This window comes from Acinetobacter sp. YH1901141, assembly GCF_013416935.1.
In the GTDB taxonomy this organism is placed as follows: Bacteria; Pseudomonadota; Gammaproteobacteria; order Pseudomonadales; family Moraxellaceae; genus Acinetobacter; species Acinetobacter towneri.
The window spans coordinates 102,171-116,178 of the sequence record NZ_VPEY01000005.1 but is presented as its reverse complement, the minus strand read 5'-3'; the positions used below and the strand labels follow the sequence as shown (position 1 = coordinate 116,178).

Genomic DNA, 14,008 nt, shown 5'->3' with positions numbered 1-14,008 from the left:
TTAAGCTGTGTATTTATGCAGGCATTTGCTGCGAATTTCAATATAAATATGATATTTTTTCTTGAAACTGAAAAAATATCATCCAAGGATTTAACCTAAGTTTTCACTTAAATTCATGGCTTCAGTTAAGGCTTCATGCAAACGCGCCACCGCAATAATTTGCACACCTGCAATGGCTTTTTGTGGGGCATTGCCACGCGGCACAATAATATATTTAAATCCGTGTTTAATAGCTTCTTTTAAGCGTTCCTGACCATTTGGTACTGGGCGGATTTCACCCGATAAACCGACCTCACCAAATACTGCCAATTGTTGTGGCAGGGCTTTGCCACGCAAGCTAGAAGCACAGGCAAGTAGTACAGCAAGGTCTGAACCTGTTTCGGTAATTTTTAAGCCGCCGACCACATTTACATACACATCTTGCCCTGACGTTTGTACGCCACCATGCCGATGCATCACCGCCAATAGCATATTCAGACGGTTTTGTTCCAGACCTAAAGCCACACGTCTAGGCTGACCATGTGCATCATCTACCAATGCTTGTACTTCAACTAAAAGTGGTCGCGTTCCTTCGCGGCTAATCATGACAATTGAACCTGGAATTGCCTCATCATAACGGCTTAAAAATATCGCAGATGGATTGGCAACCTCGCGTAAGCCTTTATCGGTCATACCAAAAACGCCCAGTTCATTCACTGCACCGAAACGGTTTTTGACTGCTCGAATCATACGGTAGCGTGAGTCTGACTGTCCTTCAAAATACAAGACGCAATCGACCATGTGTTCGAGGACGCGCGGCCCAGCCAAAGCCCCTTCTTTGGTCACATGACCGACAATAAACAGCGCAGTGCCACTATTTTTTGCAAAACGGGTCAGCAAGGCAGCTGATTCACGAATTTGTGAAACACCACCTGGAGCAGACTGCAATGTTTCGGTATATAAAGTTTGAATCGAGTCCAAAATGGCTACCGCAGGGCGTTCATGCGCCAAAACTTCACAAATCCGTTCGACACAGGTTTCTGCCATGACTTTCAGTTGATCGGTGGGTAAGTCTAAGCGTTGAGCGCGTAACGCCACTTGAGAAAGTGATTCTTCACCTGTGATATATAAAGCGGTGTTATTGGCAGCCGCCATGTGTGTCGCAGTTTGTAGCAAAATGGTCGATTTTCCGATACCAGGATCACCACCAATCAGTACTACAGAGCCCGTAACCAAACCGCCACCCAAAACACGGTCAAATTCCCCAATGCCTGTTGTTAAACGGGTTTCATGCGATACAGACACTTTATTGAGGGTGGTAATGGCGGCCGCTTGTCCTGCATAGCCACCGCCCATTTTAGGTTGGGCGCGATGCGTCACCGCAGGGGCAATACTGACCTCATGAAGTGAGTTCCATTCCCCACATTCTGAACATTGACCTGCCCATTTAGGATGATCTGCACCACATTGTTCACAACGATAGACACTTTTTACTTTTGCCATAACCCAGTCATTGCATCAATTAAAAACTGACTACAGCATACAGAGGAATGTTCGCGAAATGAATGTTATCTGGATTTTTCATGGAAAATCATACAACCACGTGGGTGATTGTATGATTTATGATTTGAACGGAATAATTCAATGAATTGGGTTTATTTAGGGTTTGTTGACATTTCATAAATGGCTTGCGCTGTAGGCTAAAACTGAGCAGATTAGGCATGAAACGCAGGGAATAGCGAGACTATTACCAAGTTTCATAACGCAATCTGAGAAAGTTTTAGCCACAGCCTTTCAGGGCAAGCATATTTTTTGCTGCTATTGCGTTATGCGCCAGTCATTTAGAATGACTAAATCTCCTGTCCCATGCCTTATATCAGCTAAAAAATATGCGTTGCCGCAAACATAGACGAATTGTCAACAGACCCTAATACAACTCGCCAGATTTGCGCTTCGCAATAAAGTCTTTGGATTCTTTGGCAATCACACCAGACAGTAACAACAAGGCAATTAAGTTTGGTACAGCCATTAAACCATTAAAGGTATCGGCAAATAACCAGACTAAATCTAGGGTGGCGATGGTGCCAATGAACACTGAAGCAATATAAATTAAGCGGTAAATCAACACGTATTTTTCGCCGAATAAATAAGTACAGCATTTTTCACCATAATAGCTCCAACCGAGAATGGTGGAATAGGCGAAGAAGATGATCCCGAAAGTGACGACCCAACCACCAAAGCCTGGCAATAACTGGTCAAAGACTTGTGTGGTAAGTACTGCACCTGTTGCACCGCCAAAACTATTGTCGGCCATAATAAAGCCCATGACCAAAACAATACCTGTAATGCTACAAACAATAATGGTGTCAATAAACGTACCTGTCATAGACACTAAGCCTTGACGGGCAGGGTGGTCGGTCTTGGCTGCCGCAGCGGCAATTGGCGCAGAACCCATACCTGCTTCGTTGGAGAATACGCCACGTGCAACCCCGTAACGAATTACTGCACCAATTGCACCGCCCGCAACTGCTTCACCAGTAAAGGCATCACGGAAAATTAGCTCAAATGCAGGCACGACAAGGTGTAAATTATTCAGGATAATAATTAAACCGCCTGTAACATACAGAATGGCCATAATCGGAACAATCACCGAAGATGCTTTGGAAATCGAGCTAATTCCGCCCAAAATCACCAATGCAGAAAATACGGTAATTACCACGCCAGTAATCCAAGTTTCTACACCTAAGCTATTTTCAACTGCTAAAGCTACGGTGTTGGATTGTACTGAACTACCAATTCCAAACGAGGCGACTGTGCCAAAAAAGGCAAAGATAATCGCGAGCCATTTCCATTTTAGTCCGCGTTCAATGTAGTACATTGGGCCGCCTGACATTTGCCCTTTTTCGTTTTTAATACGGTATTTAACCGCCAAAACACCTTCACCATATTTGGTCGCCATACCAAACAGGGCAGTCATCCACATCCAAAACACTGCACCCGGGCCACCGAGGACGCAAGCCGTTGCGACACCCGCAATATTCCCCGTACCAATGGTGGCAGAGAGTGCGGTCATCAGTGAGGCGAAATGTGAAATATCGCCAGGTTCTTTTTCAGCTTTGTCATGTTTGCAAAAGACTTGTTTAAAAGCCAGAGGCAGCATGCGGAATTGCCAGAACAATAAACGGAAGGTAAGGAAAACACCCGTTCCCACAATGAGAATGAGCATATATGGACCCCAGACCCAGCCGCTTAAGGTTTCCATGATCGATTGTAAATTTTGCATAAATTTCTTCTTATAAACGCAGTGTTATAAATGCTTAAAATTGGCTGTAATTGAACAGTTGTAAAAATTAAGCAAGTGATATGCCAGTCTTTAAAACTTCCTGTTAAAAGAACTTGGTTTTAAGCACGTTATATTTTTTGCATAGTTTTTAGATTTTGACAATTGATGCCTTGAAATAAAATTGACTTTATCTGTGTCAGAAGTCGCAATTTTTCAGACCTGATAAGGTCAATCTATGTCAGCAGAATAGTAAGTAAGCTAGAATTTTTACTAAGCTCAATATAATCTCTCTGCATTAGCACTTTGGTCGCGGCAGTGATCGCGTTATACTTCATCGAAAATATTTTATAGGTGGTCAGATGCGTACCGTCATTTGCTGCATGAGTGTTTTGCTTACAACAGTGGTTTTGGTCGGTTGTGGTCAGTCAGGTACATTACAGTTACCCAATGACCCAAATTACGACAAACGCGCAAAATATTTGTTATATCCAGATGCTGCGCCTAAACGTGCAACGCAATCGGCAACATCGTCAGACACAGCCGTACCTGTGCAACAGCAGTTTGCTGCACCTGCTGCATCTACATCGACTACACCTTAACGCTTTCTAGATAAAGGATACATTCATGAGTTTTACCCGCATTCAAGGGGTTTTGCACGCCGAGCAATGTTCGCTACAACAACTCGCACAGCAATTTGGCACACCACTCTATGTTTATTCAAAAGCGACTTTTGAAAAGCATTATTTAGATATGGATCGTGCTTTCCACTTTATCGATCATCAAATTTGTTTTGCGGTAAAGTCAAACTCGAATCTTGCGGTATTGAATGTATTGGCTAAGTTGGGTGCAGGTTTTGATATTGTGACAGGCGGTGAATTGGCGCGTGTTCTCAAAGCAGGTGGTGATGCATCGAAAATTGTTTTTTCAGGTTTAGGTAAAACTGAAGCTGATATTCAAAAAGCACTAGAAGTGGGCATTGCCTGCTTTAACGTAGAATCACATGCAGAATTAGACCGTATTCAAAAAGTTGCGGCACAAATGAATGTGAAAGCGCCAATTTCATTACGCGTTAATCCAGATGTAGATGCCAAAACTCATCCTTATATTTCTACAGGTTTAAAAGAAAATAAATTCGGGATTCCTTCAGATTCTGTGTACAGCACCTATGAATATGCTGCGTCTTTGCCAAACTTGGATATTGTCGGCATAGATTGTCATATCGGTTCACAATTGACCGAAACACAACCCTTTGTAGATGCTTTGGATCGTGTCATTGTGATGATTGATACCCTAAAAGAAATGGGTATTCAACTGAAACACATTGATATTGGCGGTGGTTTGGGTGTGACCTATAAAGATGAAACACCACCAAGCGTTGAAGAGTATGCCAATGCTTTGCGCCCAGCTTTAGAAAAGTTAGGCCTTAAAGTATATATGGAGCCAGGCCGTAGTATTTCTGCCAATGCGGGTGTATTGCTGACTAAGGTTGATTTACTCAAACCGACCACACATCGTAATTTTGCAATTATTGATGCAGCAATGAATGACTTAATCCGCCCTGCATTGTATGAAGCGTGGATGGATATTCAGCCAGTGACTCCACGTACCGATGTTGAAAGCAAAGCATGGGATGTGGTGGGTGCAATCTGTGAAACAGGAGATTTCTTGGGTAAAGACCGTGAATTGGCGATTGCTGAAAATGACATTTTGGCCGTGATGGGTGCGGGTGCATACGGTTTTGTGATGAGCTCTAACTACAACACTCGTGGTCGTGCGGCCGAAGTGATGGTCGATGCAGATCAGGCACACTTAATTCGTGAACGTGAAAGCATTGAATCTTTGTGGGAAAGAGAGCGTTTATTGCCATAAGGGGAATTCGAGATGTTATTAGAATTTACCAAAATGCATGGTTTAGGCAATGATTTCATGGTGGTTGATCTCATCAGCCAGCGGGCGTATTTGGATGCGCTGACTATTCAACGCCTTGCAGACCGCCACTTCGGGATTGGCTTTGACCAACTCCTGATTGTGGAACCGCCCGATTTACCAAATGTCGATTTTAAATATCGCATTTTCAATGCCGATGGTTCTGAAGTGGAGCAGTGCGGCAATGGTGTGCGTTGTTTTGCACGTTTTGTGCATGAACGTCAGCTTACGACCAAAACCAAAATCAAGGTGCAAACCAAGGCAGGCATTGTAGAGCCTGAATTGGGGCAAAACGGTTGGGTGCGGGTGAATATGGGCTATCCAAAATTCTTGCCGCATGAGATTCCATTCATTGCCGATGAGCCTGATAACTTATATGACATTGCGCTGAAAGATGGTGCTGCATTGACCATTGATGTGGTGAACATAGGCAATCCTCATGCTGTGACCATTGTGCCTGATGTATTGACTGCCGATGTTGCAGGTATTGGCCCACAAGTGGAATCACACGAGCGTTTTCCACAGCGCGTCAATGCAGGTTTTATGCAAATCATTGACGAAAAACATGCGCGTTTGCGTGTGTTTGAACGTGGCGTAGGTGAAACCTTGGCTTGTGGTACAGGTGCATGTGCTGCAGCCGTTTCGGGTATGCGCCGTGGCTTATTGTCTAATTCAGTTGAAATTGAACTGGCAGGTGGTAAGTTGCAAATAGAATGGCGTGAAGGCGATGTGGTGTGGATGACAGGGCCAACTGCTAATGTCTATCACGGTCGTTTGGATTTAAATTATTTTCAGGGCTGATGTTTCGTTCTAACATGAACAGCTCTTATCTTACTTAAAAGCACTATTCAAAACGAATGGTGCTTTTTTGTATCTTGCAGCACGGATCAGGTATGCTGTACTGAATGTCACTCTAAAAACTTCTACTCATTATGCCGCAACTGATTTTTTTACCTGGCGCTTCAGGCAATACCGCATTTTTTCATCCGCTAATCGAAAAAATTGAAAAATTGCCGTGGCAGAATGCTGTAAAAATTGTGGCTTATCCTGAATTTAATCATCAACCTGCACATTCACAGGTACATGATTTTGCAAGTTTGCAGGCTTATGTGTTGGCGAATATCCCAGATGATTGCATTATCATTGCACAGTCGATGGGTGGTATTTTTGCAGTTGCTGCCGCGTTGCAATATCCAGAAAAAGTCAAAGGATTAGTATTGGTTGCAACATCTGGTGGCATGGATTTAAGCAGTTTTCAGGTGCAAGATTGGCGACAAGACTATCAAGCAAGTGATTTAAATTATCCTGACTGGTTTGTAGAGGCAAAGGCCGATTACACGGTAGACTTTGCTAAAATCAACATGCCTATTTTGTTGTTATGGGGTGATCAAGACCCGATAAGTCCACTGGCGGTAGGTGAGTTTTTACAACAACAATTTCCACAAGCCGTATTAAAAATTGTGCATGATGGTGATCATTTGTTTTTAGAAACACATGCAGATCAGGCGGCTGAACACATTGCTGCTTATTTATCTCAGTTTGCCGCAGTTCAGCAATCGGAGCGTGACTAATGTACGATCCGCAGCAACTATTAAAGATGTGGCTCAAAGAACGAGAAATACAACAGCAGTCACCGCATACGTTAAAAGCCTACGCACGCGATTTAAACGATTTTTTTAGCTTTTGTGAGCAACAACAACTTGCCTTATATGATGTAGAGGCTGCAGATTTGCGCCATTATTTAGCGCAAAAAGTAGAACAGCAACAGTTAAATAGCAGCAGTTTACAGCGCATGTTGTCAGCGATTCGTCAGTTTATGAAATGGGCCGCGCAAGGGCAGTATTTACAATTTAATCCAATTGATAATTTTCAGCTAAAACGTCAGCCACGACCTTTGCCGGGTTTGATTGATATTGAAACGATTCATCAAATTTTGGATCAGCCTGAACCTGAAACTGAAGTACAACAACAAATGTGGCGACGCGATAAAGCGATTTTAGAATTGCTCTATTCGAGTGGTTTGCGCCTAGCAGAGGTACAAAGTTTACGTATCCGCGATTTAGATTTTAACCGTCAATTGCTGCGCATTACGGGTAAAGGCAATAAAACCCGTATAGTGCCTTTTGGTCGCAAAGCCAAAGATGCGGTGATGCAATGGCTGCAGATTTACCCTTTATGGCAGGGCGATTTTGTACCCGATGCAGCATTGTTTATTACTCAAAAAGGTGAACCTTTAAAAGCACGCCAAATTGAAAATCGGGTGAAGTTTCAGGCGCAGCGTGCGGGCGTTAATGTCGATTTGCATCCGCACTTATTGCGACATTGTTTTGCAAGTCACATGCTGTCGAATAGTGGGGATATACGTGCAGTCCAAGAAATGCTTGGGCATAGCAATTTAAGCACCACGCAAATTTATACCCATGTCGATTTTGATCAGTTAGCGCGAGTTTATGATCAGGCACATCCACGTGCGAGTAAAAAGTAAAGCTTTACCTAAAGTCGGCATTATTTTTGCAAGTTAAAATATAGCTATTTCATACTGCAAATATTTTTCTCACAGTCAGTTGTAAAGCCTTTGTGCTGTACTTAATACTTTAAGTAAAAGCGCTTTCACCAAGATGTCATTGCAACTATTGTAGAATAATAAAAAAGTGCGTTATGCAGTATAAAGAAGCAGAAAGAGTGGGTCACACGAATAATAGACATGGATGACATTATTTTTTGTTCCACTGCATAACACTTTGGATATCAAATGATAGGCAAAACCATGATTTCGAATCTTCAAGAAACATATGAACAATTAAGCCCAAGCCAAAAAGAAATTTTTGCAGGTTATGGCTTGCGTCAAGTGAAACATTTTGTCGAAATAAGCTTGCCGATGATCGAGCAAGAACTACCTGCCGATTGTTTAGTGCAGGGTATTAATGCCGAAGGTAAAATGCAGGCGATTCATCCGCAAACGCAACAAAGCTATTTATGGATTTCAGATCAGCAGTGGCAAGCACGCTCATCCGCTGGTAGTAAAATAGATGTAAAAGAAGATTTTATTGCAGTTTGGGAAATTTTTAATTTACAGGCCTATGAGTTGATAGATTTAAGTCATATCCACCGTGACTTTTTAGAAACTCAGCAAGTTTAAGCTGAGTTTTTTTATGTCCTTTATCTGGGAGGTGGCGTGGTGAAAGCGCATAAATATCCATCAAAATAAAACAGATTGTTTATTTCATACCCAATAAACTGCTGAATACAGTTTTGTGAACCAGCAGTCACATTTTAAAAGAGCATTTATATCTGAAAAAATACTGCAAAAAATAAAGTTTTCTATCTTTAATGACAGTCAGATTATGGGGTTTTATGTAAGGAACTTTGCTTAAATTGTAGGCGGAACTCAATTTGAATTGCATTTCAATCAATCTTGTTGATGAGGGAAATAAATAAAAAACATAATATAAATCAAAGCTTAAAATTGCTTATATAATCGTCGCTTGGTTTGTTAATTTTTAGAAATAAAAAAGTATGAACGCATCGTTCAGTTTATTTTCGGCATTTTTCGCTTTGTTTAGACAATTCTGACTTGACCGAAATGCCGATCACATAGCAAGATAGGACACCTAAAAAATTTAAAGCGAAGAGTTATTATTAACTTTTCTCAATATTTACTTTTGCTAAAACAGCCGAGGATTACATGAAGGCTCTTGTTGCTGTAAAACGTGTGGTAGATGCCAACGTTAAAGTTCGCGTTAAGCCGGATAATAGTGGAGTTGACCTAACTAACGTTAAGATGTCAATTAACCCATTCTGTGAAATCGCAGTGGAAGAAGCGGTTCGTTTAAAAGAAAAAGGAACTGTTTCAGAAATCGTAGTGGTATCCATTGGTCCTAAAGAAGCGCAGGAACAAATTCGTTCTGCAATGGCGCTTGGTGCAGACCGTGGTATTTTGGTTGAAACAGCCGATGAGATTGGTGCACTTGAAGTGGCTAAAATCTTAAAAGGTGTTGTTGAACAAGAACAACCACAACTTATTTTATTGGGTAAGCAAGCTATTGATGACGACTCTAACCAAGTTGGTCAAATGCTAGGCGCTTTACTTGGTGTAGGTCAGGGTACTTTTGCTTCAGAAGTAAAAGTAGATGGCGACAAAGTTCAGGTAACACGTGAAATTGACGGTGGTTTACAAACTGTTGAGCTTGCACTTCCTGCAATCATCACCACTGACTTACGTTTGAATGAGCCACGTTATGCGGCACTTCCAAACATCATGAAAGCACGTAAAAAACCGCTAGACACCAAATCTCCTGCAGATTATGGCGTTGCAACAGGTACTAAGCTGAAAACTGTAAAAGTTGAAGCACCTGCTGAGCGTAAAGCGGGCGTACAAGTGAAATCTGTAGATGAGCTTGTAGAAAAATTGAAAAACGAAGCGAAAGTGATCTAATACAGAAGGATAAAAATCATGAGTATTTTAGTTATCGCTGAGCACGACAATAAAGCACTAAATGGTGCAACATTAAACGTTGTTGCTGCAGCTCAAAAAATCGGTGGTGATATCACTGTATTGGTTGCGGGTTCTGGTGCACAAGCAGTTGCAGACCAAGCAGCTAAAGTTGCAGGCGTAAGCAAAGTATTACTTGCTGACGATGCGGCTTATGCAAACCAATTGGCTGAAAACGTAGCAAAACTTGTTGCAGAATTAGGCAAAGGTTATAGCCATATCCTTGCTGCTTCTACAACAACAGGTAAAAACATTTTACCGCGTGCGGCTGCACTTCTTGATGTCAGCATGATCACAGACATCGTCGCTGTAGATTCTGCAAAAACATTCAAGCGTCCAATTTATGCAGGTAATGCGATTGCAACTGTAGAATCTTCAGAAGCGATTGTAGTGGGTACTGTACGTGGTACAGCATTTGACCCAGTAGCTGCAGAAGGTGGTTCGGCTGCGGTTGAAGCTGCGAGTGTGACAGGTGATGCTGGTATTTCTAAGTTCGTGTCTGAAGAAATTGTGAAATCAGAGCGTCCAGAATTAACTGCAGCACGTATTGTAGTTTCTGGTGGTCGTGGTGTAGGTTCTGGTGAGAACTATCACAAAGTACTTGATCCATTAGCAGACAAACTTGGTGCAGCACAAGGTGCTTCACGTGCAGCAGTAGATGCAGGCTTCGTACCAAACGACATGCAAGTAGGTCAAACAGGTAAAATCGTTGCACCTGATTTGTACATCGCTGTAGGTATCTCTGGTGCGATTCAGCACTTGGCAGGTATGAAAGACTCTAAAGTGATTGTTGCAATCAACAAAGACGAAGAAGCACCAATTAATGCAGTAGCAGACTACTGGTTAGTGGGTGATTTGAACACTGTTGTTCCAGAATTGGTTTCTAAAATCTAAGTTCTGAGCACAGTTCAAGACGCCTCTATGTGAATTGCATGGGGGCGTTTTTTATTGTCTTTTTTAATTTAGATGCAGTGATTGGTTTTAAGTACATTATGTGAACTTAGCGTATATGTGGGTACATATCGAGCAAGTATATGTTGAAGATATTTTGACGTGACTCTTAAAAATATGAAGCACTTTTGTTTCTTGGGTGTGAATATTTTTTTGCCTAAAAAATCACCGTTAAATTTAAGTAAATTAACAAGATTAAGATCATCTCTAAAGCACAAAAACACAGGCGTATATGCTATAATTTTTCGCTAGTTTTTATTTTTAGCCTGCATTTCAGGCTAATCATTTGCAAGTTTTACGACATATAAAATGCAAGCAAAATTTGTTTGCAGAATAAGGAGTATGCATGAGCGTATCGGAAATTAGACCGATTGCCATTGAGGATGAACTCAAGCACTCGTATTTAGACTATGCGATGAGCGTGATTGTGTCACGTGCGCTGCCAGATGTACGAGATGGTCTAAAACCTGTGCATCGTCGTGTGCTATTCGCAATGCACGAATTGGGCAATGACTACAACAAAGCTTACAAAAAGTCTGCCCGTGTAGTCGGTGACGTCATCGGTAAATATCACCCTCACGGTGATTATGCAGTTTACGAAACAATTGTTCGTATGGCGCAAGATTTCAGTTTGCGTTATCAATTGGTCGATGGTCAGGGTAACTTCGGTTCGATTGATGGCGATAGTGCCGCAGCCATGCGTTATACCGAAGTCCGTATGCGCAAACTTACTCATGAACTGTTGGCCGATTTAGAAAAGGACACTGTCGATTGGGAAGATAACTACGACGGCTCTGAGCGTATTCCTCAAGTGATGCCTACTCGTATTCCAAACCTATTGGTCAATGGTGCTGCAGGTATTGCTGTAGGTATGGCGACCAATATGGCACCGCACAACATGACTGAAGTGGTGCATGCATGTTTGGCTTATGCAGACAACCCAAATATTTCAATTGAAGGGTTGATGGAACATATTACTGGTCCGGACTTCCCTACAGGTGGCATCATCTACGGTAAATCAGGCATTGTCGATGCTTACCGTACAGGTAAAGGCCGTTTACATATTCGTGGTAAGTATCATTTTGAAGAAGATCAAAAGTCAGGTCGTACCACCATCGTCTTTACTGAAATCCCTTATCAGGTCAATAAAGCCAAAACCATTGAGCGTATTGCTGAACTGGTAAAAGAGAAGAAACTCGAAGGTATTTCAGAACTACGTGATGAGTCTGATAAAGAAGGGATGCGTATTGCAATTGATCTGAAGCGTGGTGAAAATGCTGAAGTGATTGTGAATAACCTATTCTTGAATACACAATTAGAAAACTCATTCAGCATCAACATGGTTTGCCTAGACAATGGTCAGCCAAAATTGATGAACCTGAAAGATATTATTGCGGCATTTATTCGTCACCGCCAAGAAGTGGTGACCCGCCGTACCATGTTCGAGTTGCGTAAAGCACGTGAACGTGGACACATTTTAGAAGGCTTAACCGTCGCGTTGGCCAATATTGATGCCATCATCGAAACCATTAAATCTTCTGCCAACCCAGCCGAAGCGCGTGAGCGGTTACAGGTAGGCGAATGGGCAGCAGGCGGTGTAGTCGCATTATTAGAAAAAGCTGGTTCAGTTTCTGTACGTCCAGACGAAATTGAAGGTGAAGATCCTAACCGCCCATTTGGTTTAGAGGGTCAGGTTTATCGTTTATCACCTGCGCAAGTGACCGCAATTTTAGAATTACGTTTGCATCGTTTAACAGGTCTAGAACAAGACAAGTTACATGCGGAATATTCTGAAATTTTGGCACAAATTGCTGAATTAACTGCAATTCTGAATGACTTTAATTTGTTGATGGGCGTGATTCGTGAAGAATTAGCGCAAGTTTTACAACAATATGGCGATGCACGTCGTACTGAAATTGTAGAATCGCGTATTGATTTCTCGCGTGAAGATTTAATTCCAGAAGAACAAGTGGTACTGACTGTTTCACAAACAGGTTATGCAAAAACTCAACCATTGTCAGATTACGCAGCACAGCGTCGTGGTGGTCGTGGTAAATCTGCAACGTCGATGAAAGAAGACGATTATGTGCAGCATTTAATTGTGACGTCCAACCACGCAACGGTGTTGTGCTTTACTGATGTGGGTAAAGTTTATCGTCTGAAAGTTTTTGAAGTCCCGCAAGCATCGCGTGGTGCTAAAGGTCGTCCAATGGTGAACTTATTGCCGTTAGATGCGAACGAAACCATCACCGCGATTTTACCTGTCATTGATGCACCGAAGAAATTTACCGAGCGGTTGGCAGACTTCCGTAGCTATGTGAAAGCCAATGCGGCACATCTGCAAACTAACGCGATCATTGCCGCTCAATATGCAGAATTAGAAGCTGCCTTTACTGAATTAGCAGATGGTGATGATTTATCTGACGCATTACGTGTGCAATTGAAACAATTGGGTGTAGAGCTTTCTGCAACCGATTTAGATGACGAGATCATTGCAGAGTTTGCATCACAAGCTGAAGCCTTACGTAAAAACTTCTATGTCTTTATGGCAACGGCATCGGGTACGGTAAAACGGGTTGAATTGGAACAATTCAGTAACGTGCGCTCGAATGGTTTACGTGCTATTGAATTGAATGAAGACGATACCTTAATTGGTGTTGCAATTACCGATGGCGAACAGCAAATTATGTTGTTCTCTAATGAGGGTAAAGCCATTCGTTTTGCTGAAACCGATGTACGTTCAATGGGTCGTGCGGCCAAAGGCGTACGTGGTATGCGTGTCAGCTTCGGTTCAGCACAAGTTGAAGATGTCGAAGATGTAGAAGTCGATGGCGATGATGAAGACAGTTCAGATTCAGCACTCATCAGCCGTATCGTATCGCTAGTCGTAGTACCAGAAACAGGCGAAGTTTTGTGTGCTTCGGCGAATGGTTATGGTAAGCGTACACCTGTAGACGACTTCCCAACCAAAAAACGTGGTGGTAAAGGTGTGATTGCCATTAAGACCTCTGAACGTAATGGTGAATTGGTCGGTGCAGTTGCTATTGATGAAAGCAAAGAACTGATGCTGATTTCTGATGGCGGTACATTAGTGCGTACTCGCGCTTCTGAAGTGGCGCAAACAGGTCGTAATGCACAAGGTGTACGTTTAATCCGCTTGGGTGAAAACGAAACACTGGTGGGTGTGGAAGCGATTGAAGCTGTTGAAGAAGACGAGTTTGTTGAAGCGATTGAAGGTGCAGAATCTTTAGTGGCTGAAACGGATGCAGTTGCTGAAACTGAGCAAGTGGAAAAAGACGGTGAAAATTGAGTAGAAGAATAAGTTTTTTACTGATAAAAAGGGCGCTTCGGCGTCCTTTTTTATAAACGTTGACTGC

11 protein-coding genes are annotated in these 14,008 nt (G+C 42.3%); 9 read left to right on the top strand and 2 right to left on the bottom strand.

The genetic code is table 11. The features are described from left to right. Positions 1-90: 90 nt before the first annotated feature. Complete coding sequence (gene radA / locus FTV52_RS04850; RefSeq protein ID WP_104853204.1) at positions 91-1,482, bottom strand: DNA repair protein RadA; 1,392 nt, start codon at positions 1,480-1,482, stop codon at positions 91-93. A 424-nt stretch (positions 1,483-1,906) separates the two neighbouring features. After that, a complete protein-coding gene (locus tag FTV52_RS04845; protein WP_179990129.1) occupies positions 1,907-3,262 on the bottom strand; it encodes a sodium:alanine symporter family protein in 1,356 nt (451 codons plus the stop codon). A gap of 359 nt (positions 3,263-3,621) precedes the next feature. Here FTV52_RS04845 and FTV52_RS04840 point away from each other — a divergent pair, with 359 nt between their 5' ends. The 9 genes from FTV52_RS04840 to gyrA all read left to right on the top strand — a co-directional run bounded on the left by FTV52_RS04840 (position 3,622) and on the right by gyrA (position 13,941). Beyond that, positions 3,622-3,861, top strand: coding sequence for a lipoprotein (locus tag FTV52_RS04840; protein ID WP_004971884.1), 240 nt, complete (start codon positions 3,622-3,624; stop codon positions 3,859-3,861). A 25-nt stretch (positions 3,862-3,886) separates the two neighbouring features. After that, positions 3,887-5,131: a diaminopimelate decarboxylase gene (gene lysA / locus FTV52_RS04835; RefSeq protein ID WP_179990126.1), complete on the top strand. Its 1,245-nt coding sequence runs from the start codon at positions 3,887-3,889 to the stop codon at positions 5,129-5,131. 12 nt (positions 5,132-5,143) lie between these two features. Further along, positions 5,144-5,989 carry a diaminopimelate epimerase gene (dapF, locus tag FTV52_RS04830; protein WP_004971880.1) on the top strand — a complete coding sequence of 282 codons (846 nt, stop codon included), beginning with the start codon at positions 5,144-5,146 and terminating at the stop codon, positions 5,987-5,989. 131 nt (positions 5,990-6,120) lie between these two features. Beyond that, entirely contained in the window at positions 6,121-6,759 is a 639-nt protein-coding gene (locus tag FTV52_RS04825) for an alpha/beta fold hydrolase (RefSeq protein ID WP_096900946.1), read from the top strand. Then, positions 6,759-7,673 carry a site-specific tyrosine recombinase/integron integrase gene (xerA, locus tag FTV52_RS04820; RefSeq protein ID WP_179990124.1) on the top strand — a complete coding sequence of 305 codons (915 nt, stop codon included), beginning with the start codon at positions 6,759-6,761 and terminating at the stop codon, positions 7,671-7,673. The genes FTV52_RS04825 and xerA overlap by 1 nt, the downstream gene beginning before the upstream one ends. Before the next feature lie 282 nt (positions 7,674-7,955). Further along, positions 7,956-8,327, top strand: coding sequence for a hypothetical protein (locus FTV52_RS04815; RefSeq protein ID WP_179990122.1), 372 nt, complete (start codon positions 7,956-7,958; stop codon positions 8,325-8,327). A gap of 546 nt (positions 8,328-8,873) precedes the next feature. Next, positions 8,874-9,623: an electron transfer flavoprotein subunit beta/FixA family protein gene (locus tag FTV52_RS04810; protein WP_179990121.1), complete on the top strand. Its 750-nt coding sequence runs from the start codon at positions 8,874-8,876 to the stop codon at positions 9,621-9,623. 18 nt (positions 9,624-9,641) lie between these two features. After that, positions 9,642-10,574 carry an electron transfer flavoprotein subunit alpha/FixB family protein gene (locus tag FTV52_RS04805; RefSeq protein WP_179990119.1) on the top strand — a complete coding sequence of 311 codons (933 nt, stop codon included), beginning with the start codon at positions 9,642-9,644 and terminating at the stop codon, positions 10,572-10,574. Between the two features lie 403 nt (positions 10,575-10,977). Next, positions 10,978-13,941: a DNA gyrase subunit A gene (gene gyrA / locus FTV52_RS04800; protein WP_179990117.1), complete on the top strand. Its 2,964-nt coding sequence runs from the start codon at positions 10,978-10,980 to the stop codon at positions 13,939-13,941. The last annotated feature ends 67 nt before the right edge of the window (positions 13,942-14,008 follow it).